General features: G+C 48.4%; 22 protein-coding genes and 2 tRNA genes. 18 read left to right on the top strand and 6 right to left on the bottom strand.

Features of this window, described 5'->3' with window-relative positions; all coding sequences use genetic code 11:
• Window positions 1-234: helix-turn-helix transcriptional regulator (locus tag BM265_RS04135; RefSeq protein ID WP_074960246.1), on the bottom strand; the 234-nt coding region annotated here is incomplete at its 3' end.
• Window positions 235-336: 102 nt separating this feature from the next.
• A complete protein-coding gene (locus BM265_RS04130) occupies window positions 337-1,224 on the bottom strand; it encodes a leucine-rich repeat protein (protein WP_074960244.1) in 888 nt (295 codons plus the stop codon).
• A gap of 171 nt (window positions 1,225-1,395) precedes the next feature.
• Between BM265_RS04130 and BM265_RS04125 the strand changes: the two genes are divergently transcribed.
• Complete coding sequence (locus tag BM265_RS04125; protein WP_074960242.1) at window positions 1,396-1,611, top strand: putative Se/S carrier protein; 216 nt, start codon at window positions 1,396-1,398, stop codon at window positions 1,609-1,611.
• A 12-nt stretch (window positions 1,612-1,623) separates the two neighbouring features.
• Entirely contained in the window at window positions 1,624-2,763 is a 1,140-nt protein-coding gene (locus BM265_RS04120) for an aminotransferase class V-fold PLP-dependent enzyme (RefSeq protein ID WP_081358350.1), read from the top strand.
• A gap of 50 nt (window positions 2,764-2,813) precedes the next feature.
• Here BM265_RS04120 and BM265_RS04115 read toward each other — a convergent pair whose 3' ends face one another.
• The 4 genes from BM265_RS04115 to BM265_RS04100 all read right to left on the bottom strand — a co-directional run bounded on the left by BM265_RS04115 (window position 2,814) and on the right by BM265_RS04100 (window position 6,091).
• Window positions 2,814-3,023 carry an NPXTG-anchored protein gene (locus BM265_RS04115; RefSeq protein WP_074832098.1) on the bottom strand — a complete coding sequence of 70 codons (210 nt, stop codon included), beginning with the start codon at window positions 3,021-3,023 and terminating at the stop codon, window positions 2,814-2,816.
• 242 nt (window positions 3,024-3,265) lie between these two features.
• Complete coding sequence (locus BM265_RS04110; protein WP_074960241.1) at window positions 3,266-4,486, bottom strand: phosphoglycerate kinase; 1,221 nt, start codon at window positions 4,484-4,486, stop codon at window positions 3,266-3,268.
• 235 nt (window positions 4,487-4,721) lie between these two features.
• Entirely contained in the window at window positions 4,722-5,078 is a 357-nt protein-coding gene (gene spoVAE / locus BM265_RS04105; RefSeq protein WP_074960239.1) for a stage V sporulation protein AE, read from the bottom strand.
• Window positions 5,075-6,091 carry a stage V sporulation protein AD gene (locus BM265_RS04100; protein WP_074960238.1) on the bottom strand — a complete coding sequence of 339 codons (1,017 nt, stop codon included), beginning with the start codon at window positions 6,089-6,091 and terminating at the stop codon, window positions 5,075-5,077. The genes spoVAE and BM265_RS04100 overlap by 4 nt, the downstream gene beginning before the upstream one ends.
• A gap of 180 nt (window positions 6,092-6,271) precedes the next feature.
• Here BM265_RS04100 and BM265_RS04095 point away from each other — a divergent pair, with 180 nt between their 5' ends.
• The 16 genes from BM265_RS04095 (at window position 6,272) to BM265_RS04020 (ending at window position 21,348) form a co-directional block, all read left to right on the top strand.
• Window positions 6,272-6,895, top strand: coding sequence for a hypothetical protein (locus tag BM265_RS04095; RefSeq protein WP_074960236.1), 624 nt, complete (start codon window positions 6,272-6,274; stop codon window positions 6,893-6,895).
• Between the two features lie 9 nt (window positions 6,896-6,904).
• Window positions 6,905-7,405: an NUDIX hydrolase gene (locus BM265_RS04090; protein WP_074960234.1), complete on the top strand. Its 501-nt coding sequence runs from the start codon at window positions 6,905-6,907 to the stop codon at window positions 7,403-7,405.
• Between the two features lie 7 nt (window positions 7,406-7,412).
• Window positions 7,413-8,561 (top strand): tRNA guanosine(34) transglycosylase Tgt, encoded by a 1,149-nt coding sequence (gene tgt, locus BM265_RS04085; RefSeq protein WP_074960233.1) that lies wholly within the window; start codon window positions 7,413-7,415, stop codon window positions 8,559-8,561.
• A gap of 240 nt (window positions 8,562-8,801) precedes the next feature.
• Window positions 8,802-11,153: a ferrous iron transport protein B gene (gene feoB / locus BM265_RS04080; protein WP_074960231.1), complete on the top strand. Its 2,352-nt coding sequence runs from the start codon at window positions 8,802-8,804 to the stop codon at window positions 11,151-11,153.
• A 1-nt stretch (window position 11,154) separates the two neighbouring features.
• Window positions 11,155-11,295, top strand: a complete 141-nt coding sequence (locus BM265_RS19950; RefSeq protein ID WP_177219538.1) for a hypothetical protein — start codon at window positions 11,155-11,157, stop codon at window positions 11,293-11,295.
• A 978-nt stretch (window positions 11,296-12,273) separates the two neighbouring features.
• Window positions 12,274-13,779, top strand: a complete 1,506-nt coding sequence (locus BM265_RS04070) for an amino acid adenylation domain-containing protein (protein WP_074960229.1) — start codon at window positions 12,274-12,276, stop codon at window positions 13,777-13,779.
• Window positions 13,780-13,811: 32 nt separating this feature from the next.
• Window positions 13,812-14,045 (top strand): acyl carrier protein, encoded by a 234-nt coding sequence (locus BM265_RS04065; protein ID WP_013497742.1) that lies wholly within the window; start codon window positions 13,812-13,814, stop codon window positions 14,043-14,045.
• A gap of 9 nt (window positions 14,046-14,054) precedes the next feature.
• Window positions 14,055-15,227 (top strand): alanine racemase, encoded by a 1,173-nt coding sequence (locus tag BM265_RS04060; RefSeq protein ID WP_074960227.1) that lies wholly within the window; start codon window positions 14,055-14,057, stop codon window positions 15,225-15,227.
• A 4-nt stretch (window positions 15,228-15,231) separates the two neighbouring features.
• A complete protein-coding gene (locus BM265_RS04055; protein WP_074960226.1) occupies window positions 15,232-16,824 on the top strand; it encodes an MBOAT family O-acyltransferase in 1,593 nt (530 codons plus the stop codon).
• Between the two features lie 19 nt (window positions 16,825-16,843).
• Window positions 16,844-17,998, top strand: coding sequence for a hypothetical protein (locus tag BM265_RS04050; protein ID WP_074960224.1), 1,155 nt, complete (start codon window positions 16,844-16,846; stop codon window positions 17,996-17,998).
• Between the two features lie 75 nt (window positions 17,999-18,073).
• On the top strand, window positions 18,074-19,156 hold the full coding sequence (leuB, locus tag BM265_RS04045) for a 3-isopropylmalate dehydrogenase (protein WP_074960222.1): 1,083 nt from the start codon (window positions 18,074-18,076) through the stop codon (window positions 19,154-19,156).
• 65 nt (window positions 19,157-19,221) lie between these two features.
• Window positions 19,222-19,731: a hypothetical protein gene (locus tag BM265_RS04040; protein ID WP_074960221.1), complete on the top strand. Its 510-nt coding sequence runs from the start codon at window positions 19,222-19,224 to the stop codon at window positions 19,729-19,731.
• Between the two features lie 83 nt (window positions 19,732-19,814).
• Window positions 19,815-19,887: transfer RNA gene (locus BM265_RS04035), tRNA-Lys, on the top strand.
• 91 nt (window positions 19,888-19,978) lie between these two features.
• Window positions 19,979-20,413, top strand: a complete 435-nt coding sequence (locus BM265_RS04030; RefSeq protein WP_074960219.1) for a hypothetical protein — start codon at window positions 19,979-19,981, stop codon at window positions 20,411-20,413.
• Between the two features lie 38 nt (window positions 20,414-20,451).
• Window positions 20,452-20,533 (top strand) — tRNA-Leu (locus BM265_RS04025).
• Window positions 20,534-20,688: 155 nt separating this feature from the next.
• Window positions 20,689-21,348 (top strand): GNAT family N-acetyltransferase, encoded by a 660-nt coding sequence (locus BM265_RS04020; protein WP_074960217.1) that lies wholly within the window; start codon window positions 20,689-20,691, stop codon window positions 21,346-21,348.
• Window positions 21,349-21,420 lie beyond the last annotated feature (72 nt).

The following is a 21,420-nucleotide window of genomic DNA, read 5'->3' as shown; positions in this document are numbered from 1 at the left end:
ATTAACCTTATCAGTTTGGGTGATCTTATTATCTTTGGGCGGACGACCTTTCTTTTTTAAGGCTATACCTGCGGCTATCTTTCGCTCTTTCTTATGCTGACGGTGAAAGAATTCTTTTACTTGTTCTTTTGTAAATCCTAATTGCTGCGCTATTTCCTTTTGCGTCATGCCTCTTTCTTTAAGTTCAAGTATTTCTCTTTCATACTGCTGTATGTGTTTGTAACTTCTTGCCATAACAAAACCTCCTATGGTTTCTATTATACCATAGGAGGTCTTTTTTGTCATTGTACGTTTTTAATGGTTCGGTTCACAGCGCTTCGGGCGGTTTTTGTATTATTATAGGATCCTGTAACCCTTGACGCAGGCTGCAAGCAGTGTCAGGTCGGTGACATTGATCTTGCCATCGCCGTTAATGTCAGCATCAACGCCCTCAGGTAGAGAAATTTTGCCTTTGAGGAATGCGGCAAGTTTGGTGGTATCGGTAACATTTACCTTGCCGTCGCCGTTCAGGTCGCCCTTGATCTTTTTGGTCTCTCCGTCTGTTTTCTCGGCTTCGGCGATGAACTTGAAACCGTAATCAGAAGCGTACTTTTCAGCAGCCGAACCCTTATAGCCTTTTACGGTGAAATCATCCATCTGTTGAACACTGAATCTTCCCACATACTTATAGCCGAAAGCGCCCTCGCCGATGGAAACAACACTCTTGGGAATTAAGACGCTCTTGACATTTACAATGCCGCTAAACGCAAAAATACCGATGTCTTTGATGTTTTCCGGAAGATCGATAGCTGTCAGGGACTTGCAGTTATCAAATGCGCAGTAGCATATAGTTGTGAGGCTTTTGGGAAAAACGATCTTCTTCACGCTGCTGCACTCATAAAAACCAAAATCAGAGATAGTCTTAACGCCCTCGGGGATATGCAGTTCGTTGAAAGCTGTGCAGCCGTGGAATGCGTATTTGCCTATGCTTGTGACCTTTTTGCCGTTGATCGTCGCAGGGATCTCCAGCTTGCCCTTGCATCCGTTGGCAGCAGCATCAAAGGCGGTTATCTCCAGTGTGCCGTCTTCAAGGACGATATACTGATATCCGTTGTAGTTATATGTTTTGTTTGCTGCGCTGGCAGTGATGGATGTTTCAGCAGCGATCGTACCCATTGGCATAATTGCCCCGCTGAACACCATAGTGAGTGCCAGCAGACCTGTCGTGATCTTTTTAATGCACATAATAAAACCTTCCTTAATTTTTCTTCAATATACTTAAATACGAACCGTATTCTAAGCAATTATACACCTTAAATAAAGCTTTGTCAAGTATGTAAATTGCAGGATATTGGGTGATTCACACTTCCCGACTTTATTGCATACCATATAAAAAACAAGGAAAGGAAGTTTCACATGAAAAAGACTATGATAACGATGAGCAGCATAACCTACGCGATGAAAGCCAAGGAGTATCTTAATTCTCTGGGGTATTGGTGCGAGGTGGAGCGAACTCGTAAGAATATAGGCAGCGGCTGCGGGTACTCCATAGTGGTCAGGGATGACCCCGACCTGATAACGCTAAAGCTGGAACGTAAGAATATTCCTTTTAAGGGGATATACAGTTTATAGGGGGAGTCTGGCATGGTAAAGAACACTATGGTGAATTTCGATAACTCAGCGGGAACTTACCCCAAGCCCGATTCGGTGCGTCAGGCTGTGGCAGATGCGGTGAGGACTCTCGGGGGAAATCCGGGCAGGGGAGGGCACAGGCTTTCTCTTGAAGCTGCTGAGAGGGTATACAAGGTGAGAAAAAGCGCGGCTGAGTTTTTCGGGGCTGAGACGGAGAACACCGCTTTCACGCCAAACTGCACCTATGCCCTCAACATGGCGATAAAGGGTATAATGCAGTTCGGCGGGCATATCATAATAAGCGTGTGGGAGCATAATTCCGTCAGCCGACCTGTTTTCGCGCTGACAAAGCGCAGCGGGGTGAAGTGTTCGGTAGCGGAGATATTTCCCGATGTGGAGCGTACTATCGATGGCATTGAAAAGCTTATCCGTCACGATACCCTGTGCGTGTGCTGTATGGCGGCATCCAACGTTACCGGTCGGATACTGCCTTATAATGAGATCGCTGAACTTTGCAAAAGGCGGAATATAGTCTTTATCTGCGATTGCGCACAGGCGGCGGGGGTGCTTCCTGTGAAGGTCGGTGGAGGGATAAGTTTTATATGCACTTCGGGACAGAAGGGGCTGTACGGCCCTGTTGGTACGGGTCTGCTGATAAGCAGTGGGGAATATCCGCTTTCTACCATAATTGAGGGCGGCACAGGAGCGACCTCGGGTGAATTGGCGCAGACTCCATATATGCCTGAAAAACTTGAAAGCGGTACCCTGAACACTGCGGGGCTTTCGGGAATGGGTGCAGGGCTTGATTTTGTAAAAAGCAAGGGTACGGAAACTATCCTGCGCCACGAGAAGAACCTCTGCGAGATGTTCGAGAAAGGTCTTGAAAAGTTGGGGGCAGAGATATACGACAGGGATATGCCACGTGTGCCCATAGTGTCGTTCAATATCAAGGGCAGGACTTCCGAAGAGACCGTCGCTGAACTCAGCGAGGGTGGATTTGCCCTGCGTGGCGGTATGCATTGTGCAGCACTCGCCCATGAAAGCCTTGGTACCGGCAAGAGGGGAGCGGTGAGGTTCTCGCCCTCAGCATTCAATACCCCATCGCAGGTTAATGCACTTCTGAGATTCATGGAGAGTAAATTCAGTTCATAAATGCAAAAGCCCCGCAGAAGTCTCTGCGGGGTTTCGCGTGATATGTAAATTTACTTCCGTTTTTTGAACACCAGCACTACGCAGCCTGCCAGCGCAACACTCACTGTACCGAGGGTAACAGTGCCCGTATTGGGGTTTGTGTCTTCACTGATAACAGTTTTTTCTCCTGCATCGGAGGTGTTTTCATCAGCTTGGACGGGTACAGCGGCGGAACACAGCATCATGGTACAGCATAACAGGGAAATCAGCTTTTTTCTCATGCCGCCTCACTCCTTCACTGATGACATTATTATCCTGTCTGTCATATTCTTATATCATTATTTTATCACACTTTTATCACAGTTTCAAGATACACATTGAACAAATAACGAAGTCGATTTATGGAAGATATCAACAGTTAAAATTAATGTACAGTTAAGTGATTTTAATGTATAAAAAAGACACTTCTGCCGAAACAGCAGAAGTGTCTGAAATTACATATCAAGCGATGTATCGCTTAAAATTACTTGTCAGCGATAACGTCGATGCCGGGGAGAACCTTACCCTCGAGGTATTCGAGAGAAGCGCCGCCGCCTGTGGAGATGTGGCTCATCTTGTCAGCGAAGCCCAGCTGGATAACAGCTGCTGCGGAGTCGCCGCCGCCGATGATTGTGGTAGCGTCGGTCTCAGCCAGTGCCTTAGCAACAGCGATAGTACCTGCTGCCAGTGTGGGGTTCTCGAAAACGCCCATAGGTCCGTTCCAAACAACAGTCTTTGCGCTCTTTACAGCGTCAGCGAACAGAGCCTGAGTCTTGGTACCGATGTCCAGACCTTCCTTGTCAGCAGGGATCTTGTCGGAATCAACGATCTCAACAGCGATCTCAGCGTCGATAGGATCAGGGAAGTTGGAAACAACAGTGGTGTCGATAGGCAGGAGGAGCTTCTTGCCGTTAGCCTCAGCCTTAGCGATCATCTCCTTGCAGTAATCGATCTTGGTATCGTCAACGAGGGACTTACCAACTTCCTTGCCCTGAGCCTTCAGGAATGTGTAAGCCATACCGCCGCCGATGATGAGTGTATCGCACTTCTCGAGCAGGTTGGAGATAACGTTCAGCTTGTCAGCAACCTTAGCGCCGCCGAGGATAGCAACGAAAGGACGAACAGGAGTCTCAACTGCATTACCGAGGTAGTTGATCTCCTTCTGCATCAGGTAACCAACTGCGGTCTCCTTAACGAACTTGGTAACGCCTGCTGTGGAAGCGTGAGCTCTGTGAGCAGAACCGAAAGCATCCATAACGAATACCTGACCGTCAACCAGCTCAGCCAGTTCCTTAGCGAACTCTTCGCCGTTCTTGGTCTCGTCGTTGCCTCTGAATCTTGTGTTCTCCAGAACAACGATCTCGCCGTCGTTCATAGCTGCAACTGCTGCCTTAGCGTTGTCGCCTACAACAGTATCATCAGCTGCGAAAGTTACCTTTGTGCTTACCAGCTCAGCAAGTCTGTCAGCAGCGGGCTTAAGGCTGAACTTAGCCTCAGGACCGTTCTTGGGCTTGCCAAGGTGAGAACAAAGAACTACCTTTGCGCCGTTCTCTACCAGCTTGTTGATAGTGGGCAGAGCAGCGGTTATTCTGTTATCGTTAGTGATAACGCCGTCCTTCAGCGGAACGTTGAAATCAACTCTTACGAGTACCTTTTTGCCCTTAACATTAATGTCTTCAACAGTGACTTTGTTTAATCCTGCCATTTTAGTGACACCTCTCTCTTAATATTTCCGCCGAGGCGGATTCGTTTGTTGTTGAACTGATGTAAACGACATATAAGTCCGAAAGACCCAAGTCGTTCAAAATTTAACAACCTTAAATACTATTATATAATATCGCGGCGAAAAAATCAAGAGGTTTTGGCTTATTTTTATCAAATTATCAAAAATATCCCTCTTCTGCGGGACAGCTGTTATTCATTATTATTCCGATAGCTGCTCACTCTCTGCCTTTGCTGCGGAATACCAGTGATGCGAGAAAAGCAAAGAGCATGGCAGCGGCGATACCTCCTGCGCCTGCGGTGAGACCTCCCGTGAATATGCCGAGGAAGCCTTTGTCTTCTATCTCGCGGCGGACACCCTCAGCCATAAGCGAGCCGAAGCCTGTCAGGGGAATGCTTGCACCACAGCCCGCAATATCCCGAAGCTTGCCGTATATCCCCAGACCGCCCAGAACTACTCCCGCGACCACATAAGCGGTCAGTATGCGGGCGGGGGTCAGCTTGGTGAAATCGATAAGCAGCTGACCTATGGCGCATAGTATGCCGCCGACTAAAAACGCATAGAGATATATCATTCCTGCCCACTTCCTTTCTCTGATGACAGCCACACCAGATGGCTCACCGAGGGTATGCTCTCGCCCTGCTGGCTGACTGTGGGTGATAGTAAAGCACCTGTGGCGGCAAAGAGAATATTTTTCAGTCTGCCTCTTTTAAGCTCAGGGACAAAGTATCCGCAGAGCATACTTGCCGCACAGCCGCAGCCGCTTCCCCCCGAGTGAACGTCCTGACTTTCGCTGTCATATATCATCAGCCCGCAGTCGAGGTGGCGGGAGCGGATATCAATGTCGTCATCATCGCCCATCTGACACAGCAGTCGGCTGCCGACTTTTCCAAGGTCGCCTGTAACGATATGGTCGAAATCCGAGGGGGACATTCCTGTATCACGGAAGAATTCACGTATAGTAGAATAAGCCGCGGGAGCCATGGCGGCACCCATGTTATTGGCATCTGTCACTCCCATATCAACTATCCGACCGATGGTCACGCCCCGTACATAGGGCGCACTTCCCTTGGGGGACACTGCAAGGGCTCCCCCTGCGGTAGCTGTCCACTGGGCGGTGGGGGGACGCTGTCCACCGTAGTTGAGGGGCATACGGTACTGCCTTTCGGCGGTGCAGAAGTGTGATGAAGTGACAGCCATTGCGATGTCCGCAAATCCCCCCGCCGCCAGCATGGAAGCCAGCAGAAGCCCCTCTGACATAGTCGAGCAGGCGGCGTAAATGCCGAGAAAGGGCAGGTTGTAGTCCCTGAGCCCATAGGTTGTGCCGACGCACTGGTTGAGAAGATCGCCGCCGATGAGAACATCAATGTCATCCTCCTTTAGTCCTGTTTTTTCCAAGGCTATTCGCACAGCCTGCTTCTGAAGCTGGCTCTCGCCCTCCTCGTAGGTCTCCCGCGTGAAATAGGGATCATCGTTGATCTTGTCGAAATATTGTCCGTAGGGACCTTCGTTTTCTTTTTTACCGCCCACAGCCGCCGAAGTTATTATTGAGGGCGGTGCGGGAAATACTGTTGTTGCTTTGTGCATGGTATCATCTCCGTTTTGAGGATAGTATGAGCGGAAAAATATTTAATATTCGTTTGTTGCAATTTTTTTTGTGATGTGCTATAATATATAGAAATGCAGTGTCGCGGTCGGGGGATACTGCGTTATATAAAGAGAGAAATATCCCGATATAAAGGACAAAAGACAACAGGAGAAAAAATCATGAAAAGCAAGATGGAGCTCCCGTTTACCGGCGAGCGTGAAAAAGAGATGTACGGCGAGATAGACAGATTTCTCGGAATGTCAGCCAGATACAGCAGTGCGGGGATATGGCGTACAAAGATAGTTAGTATGGCAGGCGGGCTGATTTTTGCGGCACTGTTCTATGTGGGTATGCAGAGAACAGATGATAAGACCATGCTAATGGTGCTGATGATAATATCACTGCTTTTCGGTCTTTCGATGCTGTGCTTTTACGGCAACAAGCCTTTTCCCGCTATGGAGTTCTTCAAAAAGATAACCGAAGAAGACGGTGCTGAGAGGATATACAGCGATATGAAAACTGCCCGCAGGATAAACGGCAGCAGCATATATCTGGGCAGTGAGTATGTTTTTGATACGGACGGTCAGCTTTTTAGACTGTGTGATGTGAAAAATGTTTACATCAAAGAGATGGATAACAAGGGCTTGAAAGTTTATTATGCCGCTATGGATATCTCGGGCGGTTCGGGTGACGGATTCGTTATCATAAAAAGGCTCACAGGCAGAAACGAAGAACAGCGGATCCGGCAGTTTATGGAAGTAAAGGAAATGTTTGGATTTGACGGCAGATATGCTGGGATTTGAGAGGGCGGTATGAATGAAGATATGACCGCGGTATGCGGTGACGGATTTATAAATATCCGTGTCTGCGCTATAATACCGAAGAACGGCAGACTGCTGATGGCTTGTAATGACCATTCGGATTATCTTTACACCGTGGGTGGACGGGTCAAATTCGGCGAGACTGCCGAGCAGGCGATAGTCCGCGAGGTGTTTGAAGAAACGGGTGTCAGGCTTAGTATCGACAGACTGGGGTTCATTCAGGAAAACTATTTTTACGGCGATGCTGAGCCGCATGAGGGCAAGCTTATTTATGAGGTGGCTTACTATTTTTACATGAAAGTGCCCGATGATTTTGAGCCCGTGGGAATGGATTTCAAAGAGGGCGATACCACCGAGCATCTTTGCTGGATAGATCCGATGACAGAAAAAAGGCAGTTCTACCCCGAGTTTTTCAGGACGGAGCTTTTTAAGCCTTTCGATGGCGTAAAGCATATGGTACAAGACGACAGAATAAATTTACAGGATAGATGAGGTAGCTATGTTCAAGTTATTAAAGCAAGAGGGTGCCGCAAGGCGCGGCGAATTCAAGACAGTTCACGGTACGATACAGACCCCCGTTTTCATGAATGTGGGAACTTCCGCGGCGATAAAGGGCGGAGTGTCTTCTATCGACCTTAAAAACGAGCTGAAAACACAGGTGGAGCTCTGCAATACCTATCATCTTCACGTTCGTCCCGGGGACGATGTGATATACAAGATGGGCGGACTTCACAAGTTCATGAACTGGGACAAGCCCATACTTACCGACAGCGGCGGATTTCAGGTATTCTCTCTTGCGAAGCTCAGGCGCATAAAGGAAGAGGGCGTGTACTTCAACAGCCATGTTGACGGCAGAAAGATATTCATGGGGCCCGAAGAAAGTATGCAGATACAGTCTCACCTTGCATCAACTATTGCTATGGCTTTTGATGAGTGTGTTGAGAACCCTGCTGAGTATAACTACTCAAAGCGTTCCTGCGAGCGTACTACAAGATGGCTCCACAGATGTATCGCGGAGATGAAAAGGCTGAATTCACTTGAAGAGACCATAAACCGCGACCAGATGCTGTTCGGCATAAATCAGGGCTGTACATATGATGACCTGCGTATCGAGCATATGAAGACTATCCGCGAGCTGGACTACTGTGCGGGCTTTGCCATCGGCGGACTTGCAGTTGGCGAGCCTACGGAGATAATGTACCACGTTATCGAGCAGGTTGAGCCTTATATGCCCAAGGACAAGCCCCGTTATCTCATGGGTGTGGGTACTCCCTCGAATCTTATCGAGGCGGTTTACCGCGGCATAGATTTCTTCGACTGCGTAATGCCCAGCCGAAATGCCCGCCACGGTACCATGTTCACATGGAACGGTATAATCCATATCGAAAACAAGCGTTTTGAAACAGATGACCGTCCTGTTGACCCACAGTGCGACTGTCCTTGCTGCAGAAATTTCAGCAGAGCTTATGTAAGGCATCTGTTCAAATCCGAGGAACAGCTGGGGGGCAGACTTGCGGTAATGCACAATCTGTACTTCTACAACACCCTCACCGAGCGTATGCGCGAAGCCCTTGACGAGGGACGTTTCGGCGCGTTCAGGGCAGAGTATTCCGCTAAGCTGGCGCAGAGACTTCCCGACGGCGAGTGATACTAATAAACATATTGATATGATAAAAAGCTGGATGGCGTGCGTCATTCAGCTTTTTTGATGTAAGGAAATGTAAATAAAAAATTAAATTTCCACTCTGCTATTGCAAAAGGAAAGGTGAAGTGCTATAATAAAGTTAGTTAAGGTAAACTAGGTTAGACGATTATAACAATGCATATCGGACAGAATGTTTGCATATATAGCAAACAGGGAAGTTCGTATTAAGGAAGGTAATTAGGAATGACACTCAAAGAATTGCAGATAGGCAAGGCCGCGGTGATAACCGAGGTCGGCGGAGAGGGTGCGCTGAGACAGCATTTTCTGGATATGGGAGTTATACCCGGGGCTGAGGTCAAGGTGGTAAAGTACGCTCCGCTGGGAGACCCCATGGAACTGCTTATCCACGGATATTCTCTTAGCCTGCGTATGGCTGACGCGGCGGAGATAAAGGTGACGGAGCTTTCAAAGGAGAGCGAGAAAGCTCAGGAAAAGCCACGTAAGAAAAAGCGTGAGCATCCCGGTTTCGGTGAGGGCGGACGTTTTCATGAGGCTCACCCTGAAAAGCCCGAACCTCTGCCGGAAAGCGTAAAGCTGACATTCGCACTGGTGGGAAATCAGAACAGCGGCAAGACCACACTTTTCAACAGGCTGACAGGCTCGAATCAGCACGTGGGCAATTTCCCCGGTGTAACGGTGGACCGCAAGGACGGACCTATCAAGGGTCACCCAAACACCCGCGTGACCGACCTGCCGGGAATATATTCCATGTCGCCATATACCGCTGAGGAGGTCGTCAGCAGAAGCTTCGTGCTGGACGAAAAGCCCAGAGGTATAATCAATATCGTGGACGCTACCAACATAGAGCGAAATCTGTACCTGACAATGCAGCTTATCGAGATGGATGTGCCCATGGTGGTGGCGCTGAATATGATGGACGAGCTGACAGCCAACGGCGGAAGCGTGGATATCAACGAGATGGAAGCTATGCTGGGTGTGCCTGTGGTGCCTATATCTGCGGCTAAGAATTCGGGTGTTGATGAACTTATCGACCATGCAGAGCACGTTGCACGTTATCAGGAAAAACCCATGCGGCAGGATTTCTGCGATGAGAAGAACTGCGGCGGCGCGGTACACAGATGTCTGCACGGCATCGCCTGCCTGATAGAAGACCACGCCACCCGCGCAGGACTTCCCGTGAGATTCGCGGCAAGCAAGGTCATCGAGGGCGACGAACTGGTAATGAAACAACTCTGCCTTGAACAGGACGAGATAGATGCAGTTGACCATATCGTCGCACAGATGGAAAAGGAAAGAGGTCTTGACCGAAGTGCGGCTATCGCGGATATGAGGTTCGCTTTCATACATAAGGTCTGCACCGAAACGGTGAAACGACCCCATGAGAGCAAGGAGCATATCCGAAGCAGAAAGATAGACAAGGTGCTGACAGGCAGATTCACGGCGATACCCTCATTCATCGCCATAATGGCACTGGTCTTCTGGCTGACTTTCGGCGTGATAGGCGCGGGTCTGCAAGGGCTGATGGAAAAGGGCATAGACAAGCTCATTGCTCTGGCGGACGGCGCTATGAAAAGGGCGGGGGTCAACGAAGTTATCCACAGCCTGCTGGTAAAGGGAATATTCGCGGGCGTTGGCAGTGTGCTGAGTTTTCTGCCCATAATCGTGACGCTGTTTTTCTTCCTATCACTGCTTGAAGACAGCGGATATATCGCGCGTGTGGCGTTCTTTATGGATAAGGCGCTGAGAAAGATAGGACTTTCGGGAAGAAGTATCGTCCCCCTGCTGATAGGTTTCGGCTGTACTGTGCCTGCGGTAATGTCCACAAGGACACTGCCCAGTGAGCGCGACAGAAAAATGACGATACTGCTCACACCGTTCATGAGCTGTACTGCAAAACTGCCGATATATGCATTCTTTGCGGCGGCTTTCTTCCCCGGGAAAAGCGCGGGGATACTTATCGGGCTTTATCTGCTGGGCATACTTTCGGGAATATTTGTGGCGTGCATATATAAAGTCACGGTATTCAAGGGCGAGGCTGTGCCTTTCGTGATGGAACTTCCCAACTACCGTATGCCTGCGGCGAAGAACGTGGGTCAGCTGTTGTGGGATAAAGCCAAGGACTTCCTGCAAAGGGCGTTCTCGGTGATACTGATAGCTTCGGTTGTGATATGGTTCCTGCAAAGCTTTGATATGAACCTGCACATGGTGGAGGATTCGGAAAAGAGCATACTCGCAGCAGCGGCAGGATTGCTTTCACCGCTGTTTGCACCTATCGGTCTGGGCGACTGGAGGATAGTTACCTCGCTGATAAGCGGATTTATGGCTAAGGAGAGCGTGGTATCAACGCTGGAAGTGCTGTTCTCAGGCGATGTGGGCAGTGCGCTGACAACTCTGGGTGCGGCTTGTCTGCTGGTGTTCTCACTGCTGTATACCCCTTGTGTTGCGGCGATAGCGGCGGTCAAGAGGGAACTTGGCAAAAAATGGGCGCTGACGCTGATAATCTGGCAGTGTGCCATAGCCTGGGGCGCAGCGCTGGCAGTAAGACTTATCGGCATGGCTTTCGGAGGTGTGTGATATGAGCATTGTGGATATAGTGCTTCTGACGTTGATAATCTCGGCGGTGGCGGGAGCTGGAGTACACTGTTTCAGGAACCGCGGAAAGTGCAGCTGTTCGGGGTGCTGTGGAGATTGTTCGCAGTGTCATGGGAAGATGTAGAGATTGGTGGAGCGCGGAAACAAACCGGCGCACCAGACATACTATGCCGCGAAATAAAGCGCGCGGTCAATCCTCGCGCTAGCAGGCTTGCGGGAGTTTGAGGGCAGAGCCCTCAACTCAAGGCGCAAAACTAACGTGACAAGAGTGCTGTAAATAGCAAAGCAACCTACCGACCCAATAGGGCGCGGCAATAACAACAATATGAGCGTGGACAAAACGAACGTCCACGCTCTTTCTGTCTGCGTAAATAAATTGCCGCGCCGTCATCGGACAGCGACAGCGTTTCCGATGACTCGACCCGCAAGTGGCGACCTGTCCACCGCAGTACGTGTTGATAAGAGTGCCACACTTTGTAGCGTTTAAACAGGATGTCATTCCGCCCCTATAAAATCGGACTTTGTTGGTATAGTCGATGGTTTGCTGTTAATCGTCAGTTTGCGAGTTGTCACCCCTCGTTCCTCGGGTCGAGCTGTCAAAGACGCTTCGCTGTTTGACAGCGGGCGCGGCAATATTTTTACGCGGATAGTTTGTGCGTATGTCAAAGTTTGGCTCACGCTCTCAATTTTGATATTGCCGCGCCTTATTAGGTCGGTCGTTCGCTGTGCTATTTGTTGCTTTGTTGCCACGTCGCTTTTGTGCCTTGACCGAGAGACTCTGCCTCTCGAGCTCTCCGCAAGCCTTTCGCGAAAGGCTTGAGCCAAAGCTCCCTTCGCGGCATAGCTTTGTTCTGGTCGCAGGTTTGTTGCCGCGAAATCCGCTAGCGCTGCTTGTCCTCTTTTTTGTACTTTTTCAATCATCGAAACCGTTGTGCGTTAACAGAAAGTCCAAAAATACTCAATTATGATAACAATTGAGAAATGCATAATATCGTAATTGTGAAGAATGGATATTGACGTTCACGGCAGTAAGTGATACAATGATAGGGTGGATAATGATGCACATTTCCACAATAGATATAATAGCAGGAGAGAACAAAAAATGGAACTGAATGTACTTCGTCTGCTGGAAAAAACAGCGGACAGATTCAACACTAAAATTGCCTACTCCGACAGTGATGAGAGCCTGAGTTTTTCTGAGGTCACCGAACGCGCAAAGCGTATAGGCAGTGCCCTTGCGGAGAAGATACCCGCAAGATGTCCTGTGGCTGTGATGTCGGGCAGACGTGTCCATACCCCGGTGATATTCCTGGGTATTGTGTACGCGGGCTGCTTCTACGCCCCTATGGACAGCACTCAGCCAAAAGCGAGACTAAGGGATATACTCTCGGTGCTTCAGCCGAAACTGCTCATCGCAGACGAGGAGGGAATGAAAACAGCCCGCGAACTGGGCTTTGAGGGCGAGATACTATCAGCCGAGGAACTTGCGGCTCACGAGATAGATCAGCCTGCCCTCGATGAAAGGGCGCGTTATGCCTGCGCTGATGACCCGCTTTACGTGATATTCACCTCGGGTTCAACAGGCAAGCCTAAGGGCGTTATAACTTCCATGATGTCACTGATGTGCTACATAAGCGCGTATCTCGAAGTCATGAAGATCGATGACAGCGATGTGCTGGGCAATCAGTCGCCCCTTGATTATATCGCGGCGGTAAGGGATATCTATGTGCCCATATTCACTGGTGCATCTATGTTTATAATACCAAAACAGTGCTTCATGATGCCCGCAGAGCTTTTCAGGGTGATGAACGAGAGGAAAATCACCGCAGTGGGCTGGAGCGTTTCGGTATTTACCATAGCTGTCAAGCTGAAAGCCTTTGAGGGCGAAAAGCCTGAGTACCTGAGAAAAGTATGCTTCTCGGGCTCGGTGATGCCCTGCAGTGCCCTTAGAGTATGGCAGAAGGAACTTCCCGAATGTAAGTTTGTCAACCAGTACGGACCTACGGAGTGTACGGCATCTTGTACCTATCACGAGGTTGATGGTATCGTTGAGGAGGGTGACACTCTCCCCATCGGCAGACCTTACAGGAATTACAGGGTATTCCTGCTTGACGATGAAAACAAGCCTGTGAAAACAGGCGAACAGGGCGAGATATGCGTCAGCGGACCTATACTCGCGCTGGGATATTACAACAATAAGGAACTTACAGACGGTTCGTTCATTCAGCACCCGCTGAACGGTGCATACAATGAACTTATCTATAAAACAGGAGATTACGGGATATTCGATGAAAGCGGAATTCTCTGGTTCAAGGGTCGTAAGGACAGACAGATAAAGCACCTTGGTCACAGGGTGGAGCTTTCGGAGATAGAAAATGCCGCACTTAGACTGGAAAGCATCAGAGAATGCTGTGCCATGTACCTCAAGGAGAAAGAGCTTATCTATCTTTTCTACACAGGTACGGCAACGGTCAAGGAGGCAGCGGTGCATTTCAGGGGGATACTCCCCGGATTTATGGTGCCCCGCAAGCTGATACAGCTTGAAGAGCTCCCGCGTCTTGCAAACGGCAAGACAGATATGCGCACACTTGCGGATATGATGAAGTAAGGATTTAAGGTAAAACGTAGGAGGAACAAACTATGAAAGAACAGCTTCTTGAATTACTGGAAGAGATAAGACCCGATGTGGATTTTGAAAATGAAAAGCAGCTCATAACCGACGGCGTACTGGATTCATTCGATATAGTATCAATGGTCACAGCTATGAACGATGAGTTTGATATCGAGATAGAGGTGGGCAATCTTGTGCCCGATAACTTCAACAGCATCGAGGGCATGATGGCTCTCATCGAAAAGCTTCAGGACGAGGACTGATACCGCGGCATGGAGAAAGAGATATTAAAAAAGGCGGCTCACACCCTAGGCACGCCCTGCTATGTGTTTGATACCGATGCTTTCGCAAAGCGCACAGCGGCGGTAAAAAATGCCTTCGGTGACAGGGTCGGGCTTTGCTATTCCATAAAGGCGAACCCTTTTCTGCTGGCGGCACTGCCCGAGGAGTTTTCGTATATCGAAGTATGCTCTCCGGGTGAGCTGAGCATATGCGAAGAAGTGGGTGCGCCACTTGACAAGATAATTTTCTCGGGTGTGAACAAGACAGAGGAGGATATCGCCCGCGCTTATGCTGACGGCGTTGCGATATTCACAGCCGAAAGCAAACTGCACGCTGAACTTATAAACGAGTGCGCAGTTAAAAACGGCGGCAGGGTGAAGATGATACTCAGGCTGGCACATGGAAGTCAGTTTGGTATGGATAAGTCCGATCTTCTGGACATTATCGACCGCAGAGATCAGTTCGCGGGCGTTGAGATAATAGGTCTGCATTATTTTACAGGTACGCAGAAGACTAAGGTGAAGACCATCGAAAAGGAGCTTTCGCTTTTAGATGAGCTTTGCACCGAGCTTGAAAACGAGCATGGCTACAAGCCCTCGCATATTGAGTACGGCACGGGGCTGGCGGTGGAGTATTACAAGGACTTTACCGAAAGCACCGATATTGCGCTGCTTGAAGAAGTGTCCGAGGTAGTGAGAGCGTTTGCTAAGAAGTATCCCCTGACAGTTGAGATGGGCAGATTCTTCGCGGCTGTATGCGGAAGCTATCTGACCAAAGTAATGGACATTAAGACCACAAATGATATTAATTACGTGATATGCGACGGCGGTATAAATCATGTGAACTACTACGGTCAGAACATGGCTATGAAAGTTCCGCCAATAGAAGTCTTGGATAGATCGGGTGAGGAAAGCGACTACTGCCTTTGCGGAAGTCTGTGTACCACCGCGGATATCCTTGTGCGCAAGGCAACTCTGCCTACCCTTGAAAGAGGGGATATCATCGCATTTTCAAAGTGCGGTGCATATTCCGTGGCTGAGGGCATCGCGGCATTCCTTTCGAGAGATATGCCCGCAGTGGCTCTTTACAGCGAAAAAGACGGACTTAGCGAACAGCGCGGACACATCGCGACATACCCCTTGAATTCACCGCAGCGGAGGTAATAACTTGAGCTATACTTCGATAAATTACCTGCTGTATGTGGCGGTATGTCTGCTGTTATACGGTATTTTCCCGAAAAATAAGAGATGGTGGGTGCTTCTGCTGGCGAGCATGGGATTCTATGCGATAGTCTGTCTTAAGTACATCGGCTTCATCATAATGACCGCTGCGACTACCTACGGCGGAGGACTGTGGCTGGAAAGCTACATCGAGAAAAAGGATGCCTATCTGAAGTCGCAGAAAGGCAAGTGGAGCAAGGAAGAAAAGAGTGCTTTCAAGGATAAGGTAACGATCGGCAAAAAGCGTATATGCGCTTCGGTGCTGGTGCTGAACTTAGGCGTTCTGGCGTTTCTGAAATATTTCAACTTCTTTGCAGATACCATAAACTCTATAACAGGGCGGACAAGCGTCCCCAATCTGGGATTGTTCCTGCCCCTGGGCATTTCGTTTTATACCTTTCAGTCGATGGGGTATATCATCGACATCTACCGCAAAAAGTACAAGGCTGAGCGGAATTATCTGAAATTCCTGCTGTTCGTGTCCTTCTTCCCGCAGATAGTGCAGGGACCCATAGCCTTTTACAGCGACCTCGCCCATCAGCTTTACGAGGGTGAGCGCATCAGATTTGAAAATATAAAGCAGGGCGTTCTGCTGATAACCTGGGGCTTTTTCAAAAAGCTGGTCATCGCTGACCGTCTGGTTGGCGCGGTGCAGACTGTACCCAATGACTGTGACAGCTTTTCGGGCACAGCGGTGCTGCTTACGGCGCTTATCTACGCAGTTCAGCTTTACGCTGATTTCTCGGGCGGTATAGATATCTCCCGAGGTGTGGCACAGCTTTTCGGCATAAATATGGCTGAAAACTTCAAACGCCCCTATTTTGCTAAGGATATCTCTGATTACTGGCACCGCTGGCACATCACCCTCGGTGCATGGCTCAGGGAATACCTGTTCTATCCCGTGGCAATGTCAAAGCCTTTCCAGAAAATGGGCAAGGCACTGAAAGCTAAGTTCGGCATGAAGATATCAAAGGTACTGCCTGTAAGCTTGGCTTCGCTGATAACCTTTATCGTTGTCGGTGTATGGCACGGCGCTAACTGGAAATATGTGGCTTTCGGCGTGTGGAACGGCGGTATCATAATGGTATCGACCTTGCTGGAGAGCAATTTTGAAAACTGGAAAAAGAAACTTCATATCGAAAATACCAACAAGCCCTTTATCGCATTCCGGATGTTCAGGACTTTCCTGATAGTTCTGGTGGGCTATTACTTCGATATTGCACCTGATTTTTCGACTGCGATGCACATGATGTATATGTCGGTGACAGACCTGCACCCCGCTGAACTTCTCAGCAAGGAGTTCCTGACATCGATAACGCTGTGCAGAGCCGATATAGCTGCAGTGCTTGCCGCAATGGCAGTGATGCTGATAGTATCCCTGAAACAGGAACGTTCACAGACTACGCTGCGTGAGCAGATATGCAAGAAGAATTTTGTTTTCCAGTCGCTGATATTCATAGTGCTGTTCTATGCAGTCGTGATATTCGGCTCTTACGGACCGGGTTCAAACCCCGCGGATTTCTATTATATGCAGTTCTGATAAGGAGAGCAGGAGACATATGAAAAGCAATAAGATGAAACGTGCGGTGAAGCTTTCGTCGCTGGGTATCGTAATGCTGCTGTTATTCGTGCTTTTATCATGGGTGATGCAGTATACAGCTATCAGCTCGGAAACTCATGTGCGGAACTTCTATCGCGAACCTGAAAATACACTTGATGTTGCGCTTATAGGCTGCAGCGAGGTCTATGCTGACTTCTCGCCGCCCATCGCCTACGATGAATACGGATTCACCAGCTACAATCTGGCTTTTGAGGCTGCACCGGGTCATTTGTATAACTCGATGCTGGATACCTTTGTGTCAAGGCAGAAGCCTCAGGTAGTTGTGTTTGAGGTCAACGGATTTTTCTACAACAGCGACCATCCGTATCAGGAGGGCGTAAAGCGCAAGTGGATAGATAATATCAAAAAAGACAAGCAGTGGTTTGAACTTATCCAGAAGGAAGTAGATGAGGATGAACGTCCCGACTACTATGTGGGTCTGCTGAAATACCACGATAACTGGAAACACCCCATGATGCTCGCAAGCAGACAGTATCAGCTGTGGCTCAACAGCAGGGGCGATGTTTCGATGATGAAGAGCTTCGGCACAAGGACCACCACTGATTCGGCAGTTAAGAAGACCAAGAAAAGAAAACATAAACTGGGCGAATACGGCATAAAGAACCTCACAGCGACTCTGGAACACTGTCATGAGCTGGGGCTGGAGAACGTGTTGTTCATACGTACTCCCCACAAGGACAAGCTTCCTGCCGAAGCTGATGAAGAGCTGAAAAAGATGATAACCGATGCGGGCTACGATTACGTAAATTTCGAGTACGATGAGAACATCGGCATCGATGAGAACACCGACTATTACAACGGCGACCATCTGAATGTTTTCGGCAACGAGAAGAATACTCTCTATCTTGGCAAATATCTGGTAGATCACTATGATATTGACACTACTCACGCTAAAGAGGTCGATGAGCAGTGGCAGGAATGTGCCGAGTATACTCATAATATCTTCGATATCCTCAAAAAGAAGACCCTTGAGGAAGAAGATCAGCAGTATAACGAATTCTGTGATTTCAGCAAGAGCAATGTTTCGCTGAAGAAAAAGTATGCTGAATTCAAAAAGAGGTTCTCAGAAGAATCATCCTCAGCAAAAGGGTGATATTGACAAGCGGGTCCGCAGATGTTATACTATAATCATTAATAATTCTGCCGAAAGGCTAAAGGAGTAATTGACATGAACAAGAAGATCACGGTCATCAAGGGCGACGGTATAGGTCCCGAGATAGTTACAGAGGCTATAAAGGTGCTTGACGCTGTGGCTGCGAAATTCGGGCACAGTTTTGAATACACAGATATACTTATGGGCGGCTGTTCCATAGATGCCTGCGGCGTTCCGCTGACAGATGAGGCTGTTGCCACCGCTAAGGCTGCCGATGCTGTTCTGCTGGGTGCCATAGGCGGAAATACTTCCACTTCTCCCTGGTACAAGCTGGCTCCCAACCTCCGTCCCGAGGCAGGTCTGCTGAAGATAAGAAAAGAGCTGGGACTGTTCGCTAACCTGCGTCCCGCTAATCTTTATGACGAGCTGAAATTCGCCTGCCCCCTGAGAAGCGATATCATCGAGGGCGGTTTCGATATGATGATAATGCGTGAGCTTACAGGCGGACTTTACTTCGGCGCAAGAAAGACCGAGGAAGTTGACGGCAAGATGACCGCTGTTGATACCCTGACCTACAACGAGGAAGAGATCAGACGTATAGCTATCAAGGGCTTCGATATCGCTATGAAGCGCCGCAAGAAGGTAACAAGCGTTGATAAGGCTAACGTTCTGGATTCTTCAAGACTTTGGAGAAAGATAGTAAACGAAGTTGCTAAGGACTACCCCGAGGTAGAGCTGGAGCATATGCTGGTGGATAACTGCGCTATGCAGCTGGTACGTGACCCCAAGCAGTTCGATGTTATACTCACCGAGAATATGTTCGGCGATATCCTTTCCGATGAAGCTGCGATGGTAAGCGGCTCTCTGGGTATGCTGGCTTCCGCTTCGCTGAACGATACAAAGTTCGGTCTGTACGAGCCCAGCCACGGTTCTGCACCCGATATAGCAGGTCAGGACAAGGCTAACCCTCTGGCTACCATACTTTCCACTTCGATGATGCTGAGATATTCCTTCGATATGGACAAGGAAGCTGATGCTATCGACGCCGCTGTAAAGCAGGTACTGGCTGAGGGCTACCGCACAGGCGATATAATGTCCGAGGGCATGAAGCAGGTAGGCTGCAAGGAAATGGGTACTCTGGTAGCAGAAAGAGTATAAATCAGATAATGATTCGGTGGGGGCTGTCAATTAATGGCAGCCCTGTTTTTATTGGGAGATAACATATGAGAGAACTGGGAACTTCGGGGGTAATAAAAGAGATAGTTTTCCCCTTGGTGCTTTCAGCGCTGATAACGTGGTATATGCTGTATAAAGCAGTTACGGACATCAAGCGGATAAAGGTCTTCAAGAGAAATGGTATTAAAGTACCCGCAAAGGTTATGGATTATAATATGCTGAAATGCGGCAGCGGACGCACGAGATACCATAAATATAGTGTCACGGTGGAGTGCAAGCCGCCTAACTCCGAACACGAGGAAATGTACTTTCTTTCCACCACTAGCGGCAGGGCGAAGCGGTATAAAAAGCTGAATGAGACCGAGGTAGTGTTCATGAGCCGCGACGAAAGCATACCTGTACTTGCGGAAGAACTGCACCTTATCAGGCGAGAGATATTTGCAGCACTCCTTGGTGGGGTGACCTGCGGGCTTTTCTGCGCACTGTTACTGATAGCTGTGGCAGATGATTTTTTGGGCGGTGTGATAAGGAATTTTCTGCACAAACTATTTTTCTGAAAATTTTTTTGAAAAGCACTTGACATATCGCTAAAAAGATGTTATAATATATGAGTTGTTATGAGAGATATCTCAGAGCAAATGAGCCATTAGCTCAGTTGGCAGAGCATTTGACTTTTAATCAAAGGGTCTGGAGTTCGAATCTCCAATGGCTCATTTATCGCCTTCGGTACTTATCGGGGGCGGTATTTTATATGCGGGTGTGGTATACCTGATTTGAGTTTATCTACGTCTTTGGAGAAACACTATGAGTAATAGCGAGCACCCTCATTGGGGAAAAGAATTTCAAAAGGCTGTATTTAAATGGTTAGAATCAAAGCCCGAATATAAAGGAAAGTTTGAAATGGAAGTCGGACTTCCAATTGGAAAGCCTGAAAAGGATCATTTCTTCGATATTGTGAATAAAGAAGAAAGAATCGTTATTGAATGTAAAAGGTATACTTGGACTGAAACAGGAAATGTTCCTTCCGCAAAGATACGCGCGTTGAATGAAGCGGCTTTCTTTTTGACTTTCGTGGATAATACATATACTAAGTACATAGTTATTCTAAAAAACTATCACGACAAAAAGCGTGAGTCCTTGGCTGAGTATTATGTCAGAACATATCGTCATCTGCTTGGTGATATAATTGTTGCTGAGTTTGATTTAGACAAAAATCAGTTGAATATTATTAAAGCATAAAACTGTTTCTGTCGGCAGATTAAATCGGCAGTATATATGCGGGTGTGGTGAAATTGGCAGACACGTTAGATTTAGGTTCTAATGCCGAATGGTGTGCAGGTTCAAGTCCTGTCACCCGCACTTGGCACGGATAAGCTCCGTGCCTTATTTTAAATTATAAGGAGTTGTCTTTTTGACAAATTGCAAAATGGAGATAGCAGCGTAAACGGGAAGGTTTGCGAATACTATCTGCACAAACCTCCCGTGGGCGGTCAACACTATCAGGAGGATAAAAAATGAAAATTACAGACTATATCATTCGACAGGAAACAGAAAAGGACTACCGTGAGGTAGAAGAAATGGCTCGTGACGCGTTCTGGAATCTCAGCGTTCCGGGGTGCAGTGAGCACTACTTTATACATCTTCTCAGACAGCACAAGGCGTTTCTGCCACAGCTTGACTACGTACTCGAAAGCGATGGCATGATACTGGGCTGTGTGATGTACTCGGAATCGGATATCACCGATGAACAGGGCAACAGGAAGACCGTGCTGACTATGGGACCTCTCTGTGTGAGAAAGGGCTATCAGCGTCAGGGGCTTGGCAAGGCACTGCTTGAACATACTTTCAGGCTGGCTGAAGAGATGGGCTATGATACCGTGATAAACTTCGGCAACCCCGATAACTACGTTGCACGGGGCTATAAAAGCTGTCTGAAGTACAACGTATGCTTTGAGGGAGATATCTACCCGTCGGCACTGCTGGTTAAGACACTGAAAGACGGTGTGTTCGATGGCAGAAAATGGTATTATCATCAGAACGATGCCGCTGACCCTTGCGACGATGAACAGGCGGTGGCTGAGTACGATTCGCTTTTTCCGCCAAAGGAAAAGGCATGGCAGCCAAGTCAGGAAGAGTTCTTTATCCACAGACATTCACTGATGCGGCGCGAATGATGTTTATGACGGATACCCATATAGAAGTTTTACCCCGAAGCGTTTCAAAAGCGCTTCGGGGCATTGTATTTA

It is taken from the genome of Hominimerdicola alba (assembly GCF_900112155.1).
GTDB lineage: Bacteria > Bacillota > Clostridia > Oscillospirales > Ruminococcaceae > Hominimerdicola > Hominimerdicola alba_D.
This window is presented reverse-complemented; position numbering and strand designations above follow the sequence as displayed.